14 protein-coding genes are annotated in these 18,582 nt (G+C 41.4%); 3 read left to right on the top strand and 11 right to left on the bottom strand.

Going from position 1 to position 18,582, the window contains the following annotated elements:
- Window positions 1-977: 977 nt before the first annotated feature.
- From DDV21_RS02920 to DDV21_RS02880, 9 genes are all read right to left on the bottom strand, one after another.
- A complete protein-coding gene (locus tag DDV21_RS02920) occupies window positions 978-4,067 on the bottom strand; it encodes a pilus expression-regulating Snf2 family helicase (protein ID WP_116878059.1) in 3,090 nt (1,029 codons plus the stop codon).
- A gap of 246 nt (window positions 4,068-4,313) precedes the next feature.
- On the bottom strand, window positions 4,314-5,624 hold the full coding sequence (der, locus tag DDV21_RS02915) for a ribosome biogenesis GTPase Der (RefSeq protein WP_116878060.1): 1,311 nt from the start codon (window positions 5,622-5,624) through the stop codon (window positions 4,314-4,316).
- 213 nt (window positions 5,625-5,837) lie between these two features.
- Window positions 5,838-6,749, bottom strand: coding sequence for a primosomal protein DnaI (gene dnaI / locus DDV21_RS02910; protein ID WP_116878061.1), 912 nt, complete (start codon window positions 6,747-6,749; stop codon window positions 5,838-5,840).
- On the bottom strand, window positions 6,750-7,931 hold the full coding sequence (locus tag DDV21_RS02905) for a DnaD domain protein (protein ID WP_116878062.1): 1,182 nt from the start codon (window positions 7,929-7,931) through the stop codon (window positions 6,750-6,752).
- The gene (gene nrdR, locus DDV21_RS02900) at window positions 7,918-8,412 is read right to left on the bottom strand and encodes a transcriptional regulator NrdR (protein WP_116878063.1); all 495 of its coding nucleotides are present in this window, start codon (window positions 8,410-8,412) and stop codon (window positions 7,918-7,920) included. Before nrdR ends, DDV21_RS02905 begins: the two co-directional genes overlap by 14 nt.
- 480 nt (window positions 8,413-8,892) lie before the next feature.
- A complete protein-coding gene (locus DDV21_RS02895) occupies window positions 8,893-9,582 on the bottom strand; it encodes a response regulator transcription factor (protein ID WP_116878064.1) in 690 nt (229 codons plus the stop codon).
- Window positions 9,583-9,814: 232 nt separating this feature from the next.
- Window positions 9,815-10,348 carry a YceD family protein gene (locus DDV21_RS02890; protein WP_116878065.1) on the bottom strand — a complete coding sequence of 178 codons (534 nt, stop codon included), beginning with the start codon at window positions 10,346-10,348 and terminating at the stop codon, window positions 9,815-9,817.
- Between the two features lie 209 nt (window positions 10,349-10,557).
- Window positions 10,558-11,448, bottom strand: coding sequence for a zinc metalloprotease HtpX (htpX, locus tag DDV21_RS02885; RefSeq protein WP_116878066.1), 891 nt, complete (start codon window positions 11,446-11,448; stop codon window positions 10,558-10,560).
- 895 nt (window positions 11,449-12,343) lie between these two features.
- Window positions 12,344-12,898 carry a LemA family protein gene (locus DDV21_RS02880; protein WP_116878067.1) on the bottom strand — a complete coding sequence of 185 codons (555 nt, stop codon included), beginning with the start codon at window positions 12,896-12,898 and terminating at the stop codon, window positions 12,344-12,346.
- Between the two features lie 266 nt (window positions 12,899-13,164).
- Here DDV21_RS02880 and rsmG point away from each other — a divergent pair, with 266 nt between their 5' ends.
- From rsmG to DDV21_RS02865, 3 genes are read left to right on the top strand one after another with little or no spacing between them, the layout of a single operon-like run.
- Window positions 13,165-13,878 carry a 16S rRNA (guanine(527)-N(7))-methyltransferase RsmG gene (gene rsmG, locus DDV21_RS02875; protein ID WP_116878068.1) on the top strand — a complete coding sequence of 238 codons (714 nt, stop codon included), beginning with the start codon at window positions 13,165-13,167 and terminating at the stop codon, window positions 13,876-13,878.
- Window positions 13,875-15,275, top strand: a complete 1,401-nt coding sequence (locus DDV21_RS02870) for a TrkH family potassium uptake protein (RefSeq protein WP_116878069.1) — start codon at window positions 13,875-13,877, stop codon at window positions 15,273-15,275. Before rsmG ends, DDV21_RS02870 begins: the two co-directional genes overlap by 4 nt.
- 12 nt (window positions 15,276-15,287) lie before the next feature.
- Window positions 15,288-15,959, top strand: a complete 672-nt coding sequence (locus DDV21_RS02865; RefSeq protein ID WP_116878070.1) for a potassium channel family protein — start codon at window positions 15,288-15,290, stop codon at window positions 15,957-15,959.
- 109 nt (window positions 15,960-16,068) lie between these two features.
- On the opposite strand, the gene DDV21_RS02860 is transcribed toward DDV21_RS02865, so the two are convergent.
- Both DDV21_RS02860 and DDV21_RS02855 read right to left on the bottom strand, forming a co-directional pair.
- Entirely contained in the window at window positions 16,069-16,899 is an 831-nt protein-coding gene (locus DDV21_RS02860) for an energy-coupling factor transporter transmembrane component T family protein (RefSeq protein WP_116878071.1), read from the bottom strand.
- Window positions 16,892-18,568: an ABC transporter ATP-binding protein gene (locus DDV21_RS02855; RefSeq protein ID WP_116878072.1), complete on the bottom strand. Its 1,677-nt coding sequence runs from the start codon at window positions 18,566-18,568 to the stop codon at window positions 16,892-16,894. Before DDV21_RS02855 ends, DDV21_RS02860 begins: the two co-directional genes overlap by 8 nt.
- Window positions 18,569-18,582 lie beyond the last annotated feature (14 nt).

Genomic DNA, 18,582 nt, shown 5'->3' with positions numbered 1-18,582 from the left:
TCTTGAACTTGAAATATTTGCAGTTAGCCAGCGGCAGCTGACCCTTCTGTATCAGGAAAAGCTCCGACAGTTTTTACGTCTCTGGATAAGAACCGTCGATATCTTCTATACAGCATTCCTATTATAAACTAAAAAGTGTATTTTTTCAAAATTTTCTTATAGTTAAAAATGACCCGCAGCTTTACAGCACTTTATCAAAGAAACTTTACTGTATTAATTAAGGAGCCAATGACGGTTAATCTTTACCTTTTGTCAGAATTTTTGGGCTTAGAGTTAAATATATCTGGATCTATCATATCTGCCAGCTAGGAAAAAGCTTCCGCAGGGATTATGGAATTGAGTATATAAATAATCCTATATGGGCTTATAATGATAAGCATCGAAACCCACATTAAAAAGACTCATACAGGATAACTCTATCATAGAATTGATTAAAATGAATAGCAAAAATATCACTTTGGCTAAAATTTTTAAGCGTGAAAACTTCCACAGAAATTACAGCTGTCCTAGACGGCCCGCTCCTACATGTAATGACTGCTTTTTACTAGTCCTAAGGCTAAATAGCTTAAGGGGAGCATTCTCTTCTCACCGTTCTATTTTTAACCAGATTTAAGCTGCGTTCCGTTCCCTTATCTCGGCATAAGTTTTTGTAAAGTAAGAACATCATCATAAGAATGTTGCTTTGGCTGCAGCCAAAGCATAGCCCTTCTTCCAGCACCTCCTAGAAAATAACCGATTTGATCTTGTTTCTTGTCTTAAATCGTTTCACACAAATGCTCTTAGAGACCGTTTTAATTTCTAATAACCAGTCCTGTCATTCTTTCTTGTTTCAAATAGTCGCACTTCCACATTTTCATGCCATTCATTTAACTGTATGTTTTATTTGCTCCACTGTGATGAGCTCCAGTTAAAAATCAGCCGAGTTCATCCTGCATCTCTTATCAAAACGCTGACAGTTCATAGCTTGCTGCCACTATTCAATCATTAAGCCCTAAAATTTCTTTAATATCTTCAACAGACATGCTGGCACGCGTTTCATTACCGTCCAGAACAGTTGTCACCAGGTGGCGCTTTCTTTCCTGTAATTCCAAAATTTTTTCTTCAATCGTTCCTCTGGTAATCAGACGGTAAACATCGACACTTTTATCTTGGCCAATCCGGTGAGCCCGGCTGATCGCCTGCATTTCCACGGCTGGATTCCACCAGAGATCAATTAAAACAACAGTATCAGCTCCGGTTAAATTAAGACCGATACCGCCGGCTTTTAAGGAAATCAGAAAAATATCCTTAGCCCCGCTGTTAAAAGCCCGTGTCATTGCCTGACGCTCAGCAGCCGGCGTTGAACCAGTCATCTTGTAGGCTGTCAGCCCAAGATGCTGCAGTTCCCGCTCTGCTATGTCCAGCATTCCGCGAAACTGAGAAAAAACCAAAGCACGGTGGCCGCTTTCCTTAATCTGAAGCAGCAAATCCCTTAAACTGTCCAGCTTGCCGCTGCCGCCATCATAATCTGTAAACAGACTGGGACTGTCACAAATCTGCCGCAGCCTAGTAATCCCAGAGAGAATTTCAATTTTTTTGCGGTTGATATCCGCATCCGATGAACCGCGGATATTATCCTGCATTTGTCTTAACTGTGCTAAATAAATCGCCTTCTGACTGTCTGCCAGCTCATTATGATAATTAATTTCTAACAATTCAGGCAATTCAGGCAAAACATCCTCTTTTTTACGCCGCATGATGAAAGGTTTAATATAACGTGCCACCTCCTCTGCAGACAATTTCAGAAAAGCTTTTTTCTCCGGCAGAAGTCCCGGAAGTACAATTTGGAAAATTGACCAAATTTCCAGCAATCTATTTTCAATCGGTGTCCCAGACAGTGCAAAACAATTGTTAACTTCAAAAGAACGCAAATACTGAGCAATCTTAGTCTGCGTATTTTTCATGACTTGGGCTTCATCCAAAATCAAATAATCAAAGTGGAGCTGATTGTAGTTGGCGAAATCCTGTCTGAAAGAACTGTAGCTGGTAATAACGATTTGGTGATCTTCCTTTAGAAGGTCATCCCGTACAGGTTTTAGACCATAGATTACAGCAAAATCCAAATCCGGAGCAAATTTTTTAAACTCATCCTGCCAATTGTAAATAAGGCTTGACGGGGATAAAATCAAAACCCGCTGTCCCCTGTCAAGTCTGCTGCTCAGAAAAGCAATCGTCTGCAGTGTTTTACCTAAACCCATATCATCTGCCAAAACACCGCCAAAACCGTATTTATCCAGCATGGACAGCCAGCGGACGCCGGTCAGCTGATAATCCCGCAGTTCTGCCTTTACTTTAAAATCAGGCAGCTCAAAGTTTTCCGGCTGTCTGAGGTCCTGAATCAATTCTGTAAAAGACTGTTTCAGGGAAACATTATTCTGAGCCTGTAAAACATCCGAAAGCTGAAAAGCAGACAGGGCAGGGAGCTGCAAATGACCGTTTTTTAATTGTTTAGGCTTGAATTTATTAATATCTGCACTAATCTTTTGTGTTTGTTCATCAAAAATAACTAATTGCCCTGACTGGCTGACAAAGTAGGGCTGATGGCTTAAAAGTGCCGCTGTAGCAGTGTCGATATCATTTTCAAGAACAGTGGAAAAATCGAAGGAAATATCTAACAGACTGCCGGAAGCACTGACAGCTAACTGCGGTTTTTCCGAAAAACGCAAAGCTTCTAGTTCATCTGCTAAAAAAACGTTACCGAGAGCAGTAAATTCAGTCAAAGTCTGACTAAAAAACTGGTACAGTTCTTCTGTCTGCAAGGGTTTGCGATAGCTGGAAAATCCCTTAGTAAAACCGTTAGCTTCCAATAGCTTAAAAACACGCTGTTCCCGCTTAAAATTGCTGGCAAAGGGAAGCTCTCCTAATTCTTTTTTACTGGCCACCTTAAGCTTTCCATAATCAAAAACTAAGGATAAGTGGAGATTTTGATTCTCTTCTAAGCTAAAATAAAAGATTGGCGAAAAATCCCGAATTTCAAAACTTTTTGGTGCTTTGACTGGACCCAAAGTACGAAAGTCCAATAAACTGGCAGCCAGTTTAGCTTGATCATCTAAGTCAAAATGAATATGTTTAACTAAATCGGATTCTAAGGGCAGTGTTTTTAAAGCAGCCACTATTTTAGCCTGTTTCATAGTGAGACGGTAGAAGGTGTTTTGATAGAGAAGATAAGTATTATCAAAAAAAGAAAGGACATTTTTTTCTTTTACAGTCAATTCAATGGAGTGCCGGTGCACCAGCACTTCAAACTGATACAATTCTTCTGAGCCATCAAGATTTTCAACAGTGACATCAGTGTACTGCTGCTGTCCCACGGCAAAAGAGAAAGCATAAAGGTTTTTAAACAAATTAAGACCTTCTTCAAAAAAGCCACTTGGCAAAACCAGATTACGGCCATGATTGGGAAGGATGTAAGTACTGTCAGCTGCTTTATCAGGAACAATCCGCCATAAAAAACGGATAAGTTCTTGGCTGGCATCGTCAAACTGCAGCACAGAAAGAGGTTCGTAATAGTTTTTCCCGATTTGATAATAATCTTCTTTTCCGACAAGCTGTAAAAAAGCTTTAATATCACGCACAATATAGGCTCGGTCATCTGGCAGACGGTTAATTTTCAGAGTCCACCAAAAATCAGATGAAAAAGGGCTCTGACTGGCAGAGGCCGCCAGACGGTATTTAGTGGTAACATCTTCATTGATAGCTAAACCATCAAGAAAGATACTTCCAAATGACAGTTTTCTTTTTTTCTTTTGATAGTCTTCGTTGCGGGAAGATAGAAGATCTGCCAGCTCTTTCCCTTCTGTATCATTTTTCAGAAAATACTCCAAAGCAGCTAAATGTTCGCAGTACTGTTTTTTAGCAAATAAACTGCACTGACAGTCAACATAGTCATCCTCAAGAGCATACTGGAGGAGAAAGCCATCAACCTTAACCTCTAAAAGCCGATCCTGATGACTGATAATCTTAAGCAGGCCTTGTTCATATAATGCGATCCCTTGATTGCGGACACGTCCCGGAATCATTCTACCCATATTATACCACCTTTACCTTGTCCCACTATTATAGCAAAAACAGCTGTTTTTTTCTGAAAAAAATAAGTATTTTCATTGTTTTGTTATCATTTTGAAACAAAAAAAAGAAAGGAGAGAATAAAGATCGGGATTGCATAAGCAAGCGATTTTTATTCTCTCCAGCAGCCAGACTGGGCCAGAAATTACCTGTCGGAGAAGCTGTTTTTTAAACCTAGACCGGCAGCCATTCTGAGCTTCTCTCTTTCCCTATTTACGTTTTCGCACCAGCAGTTTAATCGGCGTTCCTTCAAAGACAAAAGCCTGACGGATTTGGTTTTCCAAAAAACGCAGGTAAGAGAAGTGCATCAGTTCCTCTTCATTGACAAAAATAACAAAAGTAGGCGGCTTGTGAGCAACCTGAGTCGTATAAAAAATTTTCAGACGTTTCCCTTTATCGGTCGGTGTCGGATTTAGAGCAACAGCATCCATGATCACATCGTTAAGTACAGCGGAAGAGATGCGTTTATTCTGATTTTGGCTGATTTTTTTAATCATATCGGGCAGCTTATGCAGACGCTGCTTAGTCAGTGCTGAAACAAAAACAATCGGCGCATAGGAAATATACTGAAACTGATCACGAATATCTGTCTCCCACTGACGCACAGTATGACTATCTTTTTCTATCATATCCCATTTGTTCACGACAATAATCAAGCCTTTGCCAGCTTCATGGGCAAAACCGGCAATCCGTTTATCATACTCACGGATTCCTTCCTGAGCATTGATAACCATTAAAACAATATCCGAACGGTCAATAGCCCGCATAGCCCGCATAACTGAATATTTTTCTGTATTTTCATAAACTTTTCCAGCTTTGCGCATGCCTGCTGTATCAATCATGATATAGCGCTGGCCGGTCTGATCGGTGAATTCTGTATCGACAGCATCACGTGTTGTCCCAGCAATGGGGCTGGCAATCACACGATCTTCGCCGAGAAGGGCATTAATCAGACTCGACTTGCCAACATTGGGGCGGCCTATAAGACTGAATTTAATGATATCCGCCTGTTCCTCTTCTTCTTCAAGCGGGAGCTCAGCAATAATAGCATCCAAAAGGTCACCTGTGCCGATACCGTGTACAGAGGATACCGGATAGGGCTCTCCTAAGCCAAGCGCATAAAAATCATAAATATCACTGCGCATCTCGGGATTATCAATCTTATTAACTGCTAAAATAACCGGCTTTTGAGCCCGATAGAGTATCTTAGCAACGTGCTCATCCGCATTCGTTATTCCTTCTTTTCCGGATACAACCAAAACAATAACATCGGCCTCCGCAATAGCAATATCAGCTTGATGCTTAATCTGCTCCATAAAAGGCGCATCAATATCATCAATACCGCCGGTATCAATCAGAGAAAACCTGCGGTTAAGCCACTCTCCGCTTGCATAAATACGATCGCGAGTAACACCTTCTACGTCTTCAACAATAGAGATACGCTCCCCAGCAATACGATTAAATAATGTTGATTTCCCAACATTGGGACGGCCAACAATAGCAACTGTAGGTAGTGCCATCTTCCCTCCTCTATACCGTTTGATTCTCAAAATAATAGATTAACCGATTTAGAGCCCGACAAACAGCTCTTTCAGCAATCCGAATCAATAATTTTCTGCGAGATAAAAACATCAATTTTTTACAGAACTCTTATCCCAAAAAGCCTGTCAGCAAAACAGACCCTAAACGCCAGACAGAATGAAAACAAAATAGGGTAAATCTGCCCTTACCAATCAGTTTCTGCGATTATCGCCTGCCAAATGAAATTCCTTAGCAAGATAGCGAATTCGTTCCATCACACGCTTAGCCTGCCACGTTTCATCAGTTCCCTTGATATTGCCCATTTTCTTTTCCAAATCTTTAAAGCTGTAATTAGAAGTAAAAAAGGTTGGCAAATCCTCAAGCATTCGATACTGAAGAATAACCTGCAGAACTTCATCGCGAATCCATGAAGTGGCTTGTTCAGCACCAATATCATCAAGAATTAAAACCTCTGCCTTTTTGACAGTGTCAATTTCATCTTTGACAGTGCCGGTATTGATGGCATTTTTAATATCGATAGCAAAGCTGGGAAAATGGAGCAGGGTCGTTGAGGCCCCTTTTGCTTTTGAAAGTTCATGAGCCATTGCAGCCAGCATAAAGGATTTGCCAACTCCCATATCACCGTATAAATACAGTCCTTTTTGCTGGGGATCCGGGTAATCAGCAACAAATTTTGTCAGCTCTATAAAGAGAGGCTGTCTGCGTTTGTCATCAAGGCTAATATCATCAAAAGTAAGATTTTTATACGATTTAGGCAGATTAACAAGGCTGACACGCTCTGCGACAGCTTGTTTTGCCTGAGCAAGTTTCAATTCCTTTGTTTCACGGTAAGTGACATCTGCATAGCCTTCATTCATCACTAAAATCGGCTGATAGCCTTTAGCAAGATAAGCTGCGTCGCCAGTTACAAATTTTTCCCGTTCAATCAGAAATTGGTTGAATTTAGAAAGACTAAGACTAATCTCCCGATTTGACAGCTGGTGAGCCGTAATAAAATCCGCCACTTCCTTGTCCGCTAAAATAGCTTGTTTGAGTTCATCAGTATTGATTTGTGATAAATGAGATTTATTGCCGCGCTCGATAGCCTGGGCGATTTTTTCCATTTATTCACCATCCTTTCGCAATTGCGCTAACGTTCGTTTTTTGAACTCTGCCAGTTCCTGCAGCTCTTCTGCAGTGGTTTCATTTTTATAATCAGGGTTGCTCCACTCGGGAACATTAGATTTGGCAGACCGAACCTGCTTTGTCTTTGCTGCTGCCTGACGCTCAGCAAAACTGCGCATTTTTAAAACAGCTTCTTCTGCAGTTGAAATTTTTTGATAAGAGAAGTCATTGGCAATTTTCATAAGATAGGACTTGTTCAGGTTAGCTGATTTTGTTTTATTGAGTGTATACAGTACCATCACGTTAATCACTTCATCCAGAAAGTTCATCTGAGCCAGTTCTTCCAATAACTTTTTCTCGTCTTGCGTTATGCGGGCCCGTCTGGCTTTTTTTATTTTTGACAGGAAAAGTTCTGCTTCTGCTGCTTTTGCCTCCCGTAGTACAATCTGCTCTTCTTTGCTAAAAGTCTCAGTCTGCTGTTTTTGCTGCTGCACTTTTGCCGTCTGTTGCTTTTTAACCAGCATTCTTTGAGGGGATATAACCTTTTTAATGGCCGTTTCTTTAGCCAGACCATAAAGAGCAAACCAATTCAGCTCATATTTTTCTGCTAAGTTATAAAGAGCAATAACGTCTGCTTTTTCATCTTTAAACCGCAGACCGTCCCGCTGCATTAAACGCTGGAAATTCTCTAAATCAAAATGAGGGGCCGGCTTCGGCTGAACAGAAACTGAAGCTGACTCCAAATTGTCAAAAACATCAGAAAACTTTTTCGAAATATTGTGTGCATCCTTAGGAAGCTGCACATTTAATTCCTGTACAGCGACATCACCAATCTTAGCAGACAGCAGCCGGCGATAGGCTGGGTGGGCCAGAAATAAGTCCTTAGACAAGGGTTGCTTCAGCCTGAAATAATAAATACCCTTACTTTGATAAAGCTCTAACAGTTCCATTGCTCCTAAGACAGACACTGCATCCTCCAAGCGCTTCATTCCAAATTGCAGATGGTTGAGAATTTCTGACAATTTATGCCGCTTTTGACCTCCATCAAAAAAATGAATGAAATAATCATAAAGTGACAGGGCATCCTGACCAATAATCGGAAAATAAAGCTGGATGAGGTTCAGTGAGTCATAAGGAATCTTGTTCCCTGTGATATAGTAAAAATCATCAATCGGTTTCATCTTTTACACTGCTTTTCTTCTTACCTGGCACACGGCTGGTGATTTCCTGCAGAAGCTCCTCAATTTCATCAACATCTTTAAAACTTTTGTAAACGCTGGCGAAGCGAACATAGGTAATCTCATCCAGTTCTGCCAGTTCATCCATAACAAGATTGCCAATGACAACACTAGACACTTCATTTTCATATTCACTGCGAACTTTTTGTTCAATGCGCGAAATAACGGCTTCAATATCACTGCTGGAAACCGGACGTTTTTGGGCACTCTGGATAATCCCATTTAAAATTTTATCACGAGAGAACTGTTCTCTCGTACCATCTTTCTTAACTACCAAAAGCGGCAGCTCTTCAATACGTTCAAAGGTTGTAAACCGTGTCCGGCATTGTTCACACTCCCGCCGGCGTCTGATGGTATTGCCATCTTCAGCCTGACGGCTATCAACAACACTTGATTTATTATAATGACACTTTGGGCAACGCATACAGACACCTCACTTCTAACACTATCGCTTAACCCTTATTTTATCATATTTTTTTTAATAACAAAAGCGAGCCAAACTGGCGGAAACAGCTGCCAAAAAAGCCGTTAGCTAAACAGTTTTAGCTCTTAAATCCCTGTAGGTAAAACCATCCAAAAGGACAGCGATCAGCCCAAACCAGAGTAAATCAACATACCCAATGTAGACATCTGAAGGCTTTATCATCTAGTAGCTGGCTGCACCCTTCTAGTCGTCTTGCCAGAGGGGCGCAGACGAAATCAGAGATTTCTGGCTTACCGTCATTTTCATATGGATTTTTTCGGTCTTTCTACTAATGAGCTGCTATATATAAAAAGCCCTCTTTTAAAACCTGAAAGGCTGAGGGCAAATAAAACTGTCTAAAGGAAACAAAATCTGCTGTTAACATCCAGCCGAAAAAGCAAGAAATGCATAGATAAAGACTGCACTTCTTGCACATAGGCCTTACTTTTCACGAATCATATACCCCATACCGCGAACCGTTTGAATATAAGATTCTTTGCCAGGGACATCGATTTTACCGCGCAAATAACGAATATAGACATCTACAACATTTGTTTCAGCTGCTTCTTCATACTTCCATACATTCGACAGCAACTCTTCGCGAGTCATAACTCGATTCATGTTTATCATTAAAATATTCAGCAAATCATACTCACGTTTAGTCAGAGAAATTTCATCATCCCCTCTAAGTACGGAACGATTCTGAGGATTCATAGTCAAGTCCCGGTAAGAACCTTGTGCTGAATGTGTCTTTTTGGTTGATTCCATATCTTGTCGGCGAAAGATAGCACGCACCCGTGCTAAGAGTTCTTCAATAGCAAACGGTTTGACAATATAGTCATCAGCACCGCGATCTAGGCCGGCTACAATATCCAAAACAGAATCTCTGGCTGTCATCATCATAATATAGGTGTTCTTTTCAGCCTGAAGCCTGCGAGTAATTTCAAAACCATCCATTTCCGGCAAGAGCAAATCCAAAAGAACCAAATCAAAATCTTTTTCAAGGGCCAAATCAAGACCCTTTCTCCCATTCGACTCAATCTGAACCTCATAGCCTTCCTGCTGCAATTCTAAAGAAACAAACCGCGCCAAATTTTTTTCATCTTCAATAATCAATACCTTTTTAATCACTTTACACCTTCCCTTTTTCTTTGCGACTCAAAATCAATAGGTGTCAAGTCAATTGCAAAAAAGACAGACCCCCTAAAATTTAAATCCTTTTTCATGTTATACCCGCCAAAAAAGAAGAACGATCAGACCTTCTTCTTTACAATGATACATGCAATAATAATTGTAAAAAGATTATAGCAAAGAATTTCTGCTTTCACAACAGAATTTGTCATAAATTTCAAAGAAAATAGCTTTATTCATCAAACAAACCGTCCAGCGCAGCAAAAGGATTTGAAGCTTCTTTCTTTTCTGATTTCAAAGCTTGATACTGTGTTTCTGTCAATACTGTCCAGTTATCACCTGCTGGTAAATCGGCAGCTGCTTTTTCCTCCTCTGTCAGCACCTGTAAAGGAATGGACAGAAGAATATTATCAATGACACTTTCTGCCAAATCAATATTGGATCCTTCAATAACAAGCAGTAAATCCTGATCAGCAAGCTCATCTTTAGAAGGCCATTCCGTCTGCTCAGCAAAAACTTCAGCCACCCTTTGACTTTGTTCCAAAGAAACCGGCTCCAGCGAACGGCTTGAAGGAAGCTGCAACAGATAAGTCAGTTCATAGTTTAACAAATATAAGCCGTTGTCATAAGAAATATTACCTTTCGCCCGGACATTTTCTACATTCAGAATCTCAGGATTGCGCTCTTTAAGCTCATCACTAACCGATAATACCTGATCAAAGTTAATCCCCTCAGGGCTTTTTCTCACTTCAGCAATGGCAAACATTATTGTTACCCTTCTAATAAATCACTTTTAATTCTTATATTATACAATAATAAAATGTCATCTCTTTAGAAGATAGATGTCAACTTTATTACAAACATTATTTACTGGGGCTTTTACAGCCCACCTCTTCTCTACAGAAGAAAATTAAAAAGTTCCGCAGAACTTTTTTCTTTTTTATTAAAAACAGAGGAACTCCCGCTAAGCTGCGATCACATTTGCCGCAGACGTTCGATGCGGTCAGCAATTGGTGGGTGTGTATAAAATAAGGACTTGAGTCCTTCCTTCTTAGCCGGATCATTGATATAAAGAGCGCTGCTGGCCCCATCAACAGGATGAGCCATAGGCTGGGACTGTTCCAGTTTTTGTAAGGCATTAATCATTCCCTGAGGGTTTCGGGTAAGCTCTACGGAACTCGCATCCGCCAGATACTCCCGCTGCCGGGAAATAGCCAGCTGCACCAAACTAGCCGCTAAAGGGGCTAAAACCAAAGACAGCAGAGAAAAAATAAGCAGTAAAATACCAAAACCGCCGCTATCCCGATCATTGCGACGCCGGCCACCGCCAAACCACATCATCCGGCCGCCTAAACTGGAAATAAGAGTTACAGCACTGGCCAAAGCAACTGCGATGGTAGAAATCCGAATGTCATAATTTCTGATATGACTGATTTCATGACCGATTACTCCTTCTAATTCTTCTCGGTTCATAACAGCTAAAAGTCCTGTCGTAGCGGCTACAGCCGCATTCTCTGGGCTCGATCCTGTCGCAAAAGCATTCAATGACTGATCGTCAATAATAAAAACCCGTGGCATAGGCACCTGCGCTACCATAGCCATATCCTCAACAATATGATAATATTCAGGCGCTTGGTCAGCAGTTACCTCATGCGCGTTATTCATAGACATAACAACATTGGTTGACTGAAAAATCATGCTGATAGCATAAATCGCACCGATAATCAAGGCAAGAGCTACTCCCAGCTCCAAACTGCCCAATAATAAATAACCAACAGCTCCACCGATAAGAGCAAGAAGCACAAAAAAGACAAAAATCAAAACAACTGTTCTTCTCTTATTACTGGAAATTTGCTGATAAAGCATGAACCCTCTCCTCACACCAAGATACAAAGGCCGTGAAAAGCTCACAGCAAAAATAGGAAAACTGACGCAGAAACCTTAGTTTCTAGGAAGGTTTATCTTTTTTGCAAAGAGCTTAGGCCGTGTTCAATTCATCAAGATACAAAGGCCGTTAAGAACGCAAAGAGAAACTAGGAGCCTGACCGAAGAGTCATTAAAGACTCAAGGGAAGGCTGTCTTTTTCTCACAGCGTTTAGGCCGTGTTCAATTCCAACAAGATACAAAGGCCGTTTAAAAATCCGTATGAAAATAGGGAAGGACGAGCGATGACCCACATCGCGACGAACTTCATCTTTTTCACTAGGATTTTAGGCCGTGTTCAATTCCAACAAGATACAAAGGCCGTGAAAAGCTCACAGCAAAAATGGCGGTAAGCCAGAAATCTATGATTTCGTAGGCGCACCCCTGCCAGAACGACTAGAAAGGTGCGGTCGACTGTTAAGGCGACAAAGCTTTCAGTCGTTTACGGCTGACGGTAAGTCCGAAATCTGTGATTTCGCAGACGCACCTCTGCCAGGATGACTAGGGAGCGAGACAGAACCCCAGACCATAACGTTCGATGTCTCGCCCCCGCAAAGCCTAGCAGACATTTTAAAGCTTTGAAAAAGCGGCTAAAATGACGCTAGGCTATTGCGTCTTGTACATAACTCTAACACAATTAAGGATTAGTTTTTAAAGCATCCTTTAGAACTGTCTATGGGCTGCTAAGACGGCAAAGCTTTCAGACGTCTACGGACGGCTAACCCTGACAGAACCTCAAATGATAGGTTCCCTTACTCTCTAATTGTCAAGTTCGGGCTTGTCTGTGTACTCTCACAGCTCTTAGGCCATTCTCTGATACTATTCCAATATGATAGATTTAAAAGTCAAATTTAACTTGCGGAACATCCTTTTCTTCCTCAGGAGTCTCTAGAAATTGACTCGGCTTAAAGCCAAACATTGAAGCGATAAGATTAGTCGGAAAAACTTCCAGCTTCATATTGTAATTAGCAGTTGTCGTATTAAAAAGCTGACGGGAATAAGAAATTTTATTTTCTGTATTAGCCAGTTCCTCCTGCAACTTAATGAAGCTCTTATTAGCTTGCAAATCAGGGTAGTTTTCTGCCACAGCAAAGATACCGGACAGCTGTTTTGATAAAGCATCTGATGCCTGCATAACCTCATTTGGTGTTTCAGCTTTAGCAACTTGAGCTCTCAGCTCTGTCACCTGCGTCAAAACTTTCCCTTCATAGTCAGCATAGCCTTTAACAGTTTCCAGCAAGTTAGGAATTAAATCGTTTCGGCGTTTCAGCTGCACATCAATCTGACTCCAGGCTTCTTTAGTCTGCATGCGGCTTCTAATCAAGCCATTGTAAGCAACAATAATCCAAATACCAACTAAAATAAGAATAACTATAATACCAATTAACAGCATAACCAAACTCCTTAACAAAGATACAAAAAACGTTGAAAAACCGTATGAAAAGGCGGTAAGTCCGAAATCTTCGATTTCGCAGGCAACACCCCTGCCAAGATGGCTAGAGAGTGGACAGAGACCGTTAACTTTTCTTCTGTTCCATCTTGTTTTATTATAGCAATTTTCTTGTTTTTATGAAAGTAAAGGCCTTCTTTTTCATCTTTTTTATGATGCCCTTGTCAGTTTTATGGTAGAATAAGGAAAAACACTTTGAGGGAGAAATGATGACACCTGAAGAATTTTATGCGGCACTGTCCCAGTCCGGCATCAATTTATCCGAACAGCAAAAACAGCAGTTTGCCGCTTATTTTAACTGTCTTATAGAATGGAATCAAAAGGCCAATCTTACTGCAATTACAGATAAAAATGATGTTTATCTTAAACATTTTTATGATTCGCTGGCTCCTGTTTTGCGGGGATATCTGAAAAACGAACCGATTCAGCTCTTAGATATAGGAGCTGGAGCAGGATTCCCCAGTCTTCCTATCAAAATCATTTATCCCAACATTAAGGTGACTATTATCGATTCTCTTAATAAACGGATCCTTTTTTTAAACCGTTTAGCTGAAACGTTAAAGCTTGACGGTGTTTCTTTTTACCATGGACGGGCGGAAGACTTTGGCCATGACAAGACATTCCGTCAGCAGTTTGATTTTGTTACTGCTCGGGCTGTCGCAGCTCTGCCGGTTTTGACAGAACTGACTCTGCCGTTTTTAAAAATTAATGGACGTCTTCTTGCTCTCAAAGCTGCCGCTGCTGAAAAGGAAACACTGCAAGCTCAAAATGCTCTGCGGTTACTGTTTGCTCAGCTGATACAAAGTGACCACTATACGCTTCCTAATGGTGATGGCCGAACCTTGGTTATTCTGGAAAAGAAAAAAGAAACGCCTAATAAATATCCCCGGAAGGCCGGAACTCCCAATAAAAAACCTTTATGACGGAGAAAAATCATATGTTTTCTTTTATTAATAAGCTGCGAATTGGATCTGTCACGCAAAAACTGACTGTCAGCTTCCTGATTGTTATTTTAATAGGCAGTCTTTTATTATCTCTTCCTTTTGCCCATTACAGCACCGCTCCGGATACTCCTTATTTTGATCATCTCTTTACCGCTGTCTCTATGGTTTGTGTCACTGGTTTATCAGTCTTCCCAATCAGTCAGGTTTACAACGGATTGGGCCAGATAATTGCTCTGCTGCTGATGCAGATTGGCGGATTAGGAGTTGTTACACTAATTGCGGTCAGTATGTTTGCTCTGCGGCAAAGGTTAGGCCTATCTGCACAAAGTTTGCTTCAGTCAGCGCTCAGCCGTCCTGACAATACCAATTTAAAACATTATCTTTTTAGTGTCTATAAAATTACACTGACCCTCGAAGGTCTGATTGCTTTTATCCTCATGTTTGATTTTATCCCGAGATTCGGTTGGAAATCAGGAATGTTTAACAGTCTTTTTTTAGCTGTTTCGGCTTTTTGCAATGCTGGTTTTGATAACTTAGGGCCAGACAGTCTGAAAGATTTTCTGCTGAATCCACTGCTCAATTTCACTCTAGCCTTTGCTATTATTGCCGGCGGCTTAGGTTTTGCTGTCTGGCTGGATCTCTTTCAGGCATTTAAGTGTTACCTACAAAGAAGGCCTCGCCGTTTCAGAGCCGCGGTGCGCCAGATAAGCAATCAGAGCCGGCTGGTGCTCTACACCACGGCTTTTATTCTCTTTGGAGGCACCCTGCTTTCATGGCTGACAGAAATGGGAAATGCCGAAACACTCGCTAATCATACAGTTCCGCAGCAGGTTATGATTAGTTTTTTTCAGACTGTTACCATGCGCACAGCTGGTTTCTCAACATTGAGCTATCTGGATACTGAAGCTGCCACAAATTTTCTTTATATAGCGCAAATGATTATCGGCGGTGCGCCTGGCGGTACTGCCGGCGGTATTAAAGTCACAACTGCGGCCATTACTTTTTTACTGTTTAAATCTGAGCTGTCCGGTCAGTCAGAGGTTACCTTCAGGCATCGGGTAATTCACAATAAAACCATTAAGCAAACTCTGACAGTTCTGATTTTTTTCTTTGCTTTAGCTGCAGCAGGTTATTTCTTCCTGCTATTATCCGAATCGCACTTGGCACCGACCGCGCTCCTTTTCGAAACTGTCTCAGCTATTGCAACGGTAGGTGTTTCAATGGATGTCACACCAGAGCTCTCGTCAGCCGGACGTTTTATCATTATGCTGCTGATGTTTGTCGGACGTGTCGGTCCGATTACAGTCTTGCTGAGTTTTCTGCAAAAAAAGGAAAAAGTTATTCATTACACCCCAACCGATATTTCTCTTGGTTAAGAAAGGAACATTATGACACATAAAATTTTTGGCGTGCTTGGCTTAGGTATTTTCGGTAAAACGCTGGCCTATGAGTTGGCCAATTTTGAGCAGGAAGTAATCGCTCTGGACAATCGGGAAAAACATGTACAGGAAGTGGCCGATTATGTTACTAAAGGAGCTGTCGGCGATATCACAGATTTTGATTTTTTAAAAGCTGCCGGCATTGAACAGTGCGACACCGTTATCATTGCAACAGGAAATAATTTGGAGGCCTCTGCGCTTGCACTCATTCACTGCCAAAAGCTGGGAGTCGCTAATATTATCGCTAAAGCTCGAGGAAAAAATTATGAAGATGTTCTTTACGGTCTTGGTGCAAACCAAGTAATCTCTCCTGAGCGCAGTACAGCTAAAAATTTAACTTCAAATCTGCTGCGCCACTCTATCACTAATATTATTCATGTAGAAGATGATATCTCCTTTATCGAGTTTCTTCTGCCCAAAGCGTGGCTGGGCAAAACTCTGAGCCAGCTGGATGTTCGCAGGAAATATGATTTAAACATCATCGGTTTTCGAACTGCCAAAACGGCTCCCTTAAACACCCACTTTGATCCCAATGCACCTCTGACCAAAGAAATGTTCGTAGGAGCCGTAGCCAGCGAGCGGACTTTTGAAAAACTGGATTATCTGGGCTATCTCAAATAAAGTATTCCCTTATTCGATGCGGACTTCAGTCTGTTTTGATTTCCCTTGGTCAGTCATTAAAAAAGCATCCCGAAAGTTAGATTAAAAAATCCAGCTTTCGGGGTGCCTTTTAAACCCAAGGATTGTAAAATCTGCCGTGATTTACAACAAATAAAAGCAGACTAACCAGCAGAAGCAGACAGCCTAGCGCAATTGTCAGCAAGTCATAGGCAGAGAATTTTTTATAGGTGTACCAGGTCCGTTTTTTATTTTTGCCAAAACGCCGCAGTTCCATTGCTGTTGATACCGTATCAATTCGTTCAAGAGAACTGAAAATTAAAGGCAGAACAATCTGCAGATTGCCTTTGATGCGGTCAAGAAGCTTAGCTTTGGCAGACAGCTCCAAACCTCTAGCTTCCTGCGACATACGAATCATATAAAATTCTTCCTGCACATCGGGAATATAACGCAAAGTCAGACTGACTGCATAAGCCACCTTATAAGGAACTCCAATTTGATTGAGACTGGAAGCAAACTGGCTGGGGTGGGTCGTCAGTAAAAAAAGCAAAGCCAAGGGAACAGTTGAAAAGTATTTAAGCGACAAATTGAAGAGATAAAAAAGTTCTTGGCTGGTCAGATAAAATCTCCCCCAGCCGTTAAACAAAACCGTTTTAGAGCCATATATCTGTTCGCCGTAAGCCGGTGCGAAAAGGTAGACCATTACAACATTCAAAAGCGCAAAAAAGCTGACAAATTTGATAACAAAGGAAATATCCTGCCAGCGAACATGAGCCAGTTTGAAAAGAATAAGCGACAAAAGTCCGATAAGAATAATCAGACGTGTGTCATAAGTTGTCATACAAGCAATCGAAGCCAGCAGAAAAAAGAGTAATTTGCTGGCTCCTGATAGACGGTAAAGAAAGCCTTCACCGCCGTAATAACCGATTAAGCGATTAGTCATGCCGGCCTCCTTGATTTGCGATATAAAAGTTTGTTAAAGCTATAGGATCTGCTTGAAGTTTCACTGCTAAGTCAAAAAGACTGGTTTTTTTAAGATTAGCTTCAGCCAGCAAGTCTGGGTCGCTGAAAACTTCTACAGGCCGGCAGTCGGCCAAAATACGGCCTTCGTGAATGACTACTGTCCTGTCAGAATATTCCAGCATCAGCTGCATATCATGGGTAATCATAATAACAGTGTGTCCCAAAGCATTAAGTTCATCAAGGAAATTCATAATCTCCGTATAATTTCTCTTATCCTGACCTGCTGTCGGCTCATCTAAAAGAATAATCTCCGGGTTTAAGACTAAAATGGATGCAATGGTTACTCTCTTCTTCTGCCCAAAAGAAAGGGCAGAAATCGGCCATTTACGAAATTCGTACAGCCCGCAGACCTTCAGGGTTTTTAGAACTTCTCTCTCAATGTCTTCCTCTGCTTTTCCCCGTAGGCGCAAGCCCTGAGCGACCTCATCGAAAATCATAGTCTGACTGATCATCTGATTAGGATTCTGCAGGACATAGCCGATACGGTCAGCCCGTTCTTTGATAGAATCTTCCGAAATATCCTGATCTTGGTAAAAAATAGGGCTGTCGGCTGTCACAAAACGGCATAAAACCTTTGCCAATGTGGATTTTCCCGCACCATTTTTACCAACGAGAGAGATGCGCTCGCCTTTTCTGACAGTCAGACTGATATGTTTTAAAAGCGGATTCTGATTATCGTAAGCAAAATCAAGATCTGCAATCTTCAACAAAGGCTCTCTCTCTGCAGCTGGAAGTCTTTCCGCGTTTTGCTTAAAGCTGATAGCAGAAAGATCTAAATCAGCCAGTTTCGCTAAATTTCCTGTCTTTTGCAAGTCTAGGCCTAAATCACGCAGAACCGTTATATAAAGAGGCTCACGGATTCCATTCTCCCGCAAAAGATCTGTTTTAAGCAAATCATCTGCCCGGCCGTTGAAAAGAATCTGACCGTCATTAATCAGCACAATTCTGTCAACCGGAGCGTAGAGAACATCTTCTAAACGATGTTCAATGATAACTGTTGTCGCTCCCTCCTCTTGATGAATCTGCTCAATCAGAGCAATTGTATCTTGGCCGGATTTAGGATCAAGGTTGGCCAAAGGCTCATCAAAAAGCAGAATAGGACTCTCATCAATTAAAACCCCTGCTAAGCTGACTCTTTGTTTTTGACCGCCTGATAAGTCCTGAGGTCTTTTCTCCAGTAAATCCTGCAGCTCCAGTTTTTCAGCCCAGGCATTAATCTTTTCCCGCATGGTCTGCTGATCCAGACAGTCGTTTTCCAAAGCAAAGGCAATATCCTCTGCCACGCTTAAACCGATGAACTGACCGTCAGGGTCTTGTAGAACCGTTGAAATCAATTCCGATTTCTCATAAACAGACAGATCAAAAATATCCTGTCCGTCAATCAAGAGGGAACCGCTTCGCTCCCCTTGATAAATATTGGGAATAATACCATTGAGGCAGTGCCCCAACGTTGATTTACCGCTGCCTGAAGGTCCCAGAATTAAAACTTTCTCACCCTTCTCAATCGCTAAATCAATTCCCTTCAAAGTTGGCTCAGCCTGAGCATCATACTTAAATGTAAAATCCTTAAATTCAATAAATGGACGCATAACAAGCGACTCCT

The sequence above is a fragment of the Streptococcus chenjunshii genome (assembly GCF_003086355.1).
GTDB lineage: Bacteria > Bacillota > Bacilli > Lactobacillales > Streptococcaceae > Streptococcus > Streptococcus chenjunshii.
The sequence above is the reverse complement of the archived record's forward strand: the minus strand, read 5'-3'. Positions and strand labels throughout refer to the sequence as shown.

Bases quoted from the DNA above. Each gene is read 5' to 3' on its own strand.
- DDV21_RS02920 (WP_116878059.1), bottom strand. From the start codon at position 4,067: ATGGGTAGAATGATTCCGGGACGTGTCCGCAATCAAGGGATCGCATTA.
- der (WP_116878060.1), bottom strand. From the start codon at position 5,624: ATGGCACTACCTACAGTTGCTATTGTTGGCCGTCCCAATGTTGGGAAA.
- dnaI (WP_116878061.1), bottom strand. From the start codon at position 6,749: ATGGAAAAAATCGCCCAGGCTATCGAGCGCGGCAATAAATCTCATTTA.
- DDV21_RS02905 (WP_116878062.1), bottom strand. From the start codon at position 7,931: ATGAAACCGATTGATGATTTTTACTATATCACAGGGAACAAGATTCCT.
- nrdR (WP_116878063.1), bottom strand. From the start codon at position 8,412: ATGCGTTGCCCAAAGTGTCATTATAATAAATCAAGTGTTGTTGATAGC.
- DDV21_RS02890 (WP_116878065.1), bottom strand. From the start codon at position 10,348: ATGTTTGCCATTGCTGAAGTGAGAAAAAGCCCTGAGGGGATTAACTTT.
- htpX (WP_116878066.1), bottom strand. From the start codon at position 11,448: ATGCTTTATCAGCAAATTTCCAGTAATAAGAGAAGAACAGTTGTTTTG.
- DDV21_RS02880 (WP_116878067.1), bottom strand. From the start codon at position 12,898: ATGCTGTTAATTGGTATTATAGTTATTCTTATTTTAGTTGGTATTTGG.
- rsmG (WP_116878068.1), top strand. From the start codon at position 13,165: ATGACACCTGAAGAATTTTATGCGGCACTGTCCCAGTCCGGCATCAAT.
- DDV21_RS02870 (WP_116878069.1), top strand. From the start codon at position 13,875: ATGACGGAGAAAAATCATATGTTTTCTTTTATTAATAAGCTGCGAATT.
- DDV21_RS02865 (WP_116878070.1), top strand. From the start codon at position 15,288: ATGACACATAAAATTTTTGGCGTGCTTGGCTTAGGTATTTTCGGTAAA.
- DDV21_RS02860 (WP_116878071.1), bottom strand. From the start codon at position 16,899: ATGACTAATCGCTTAATCGGTTATTACGGCGGTGAAGGCTTTCTTTAC.
- DDV21_RS02855 (WP_116878072.1), bottom strand. From the start codon at position 18,568: ATGCGTCCATTTATTGAATTTAAGGATTTTACATTTAAGTATGATGCT.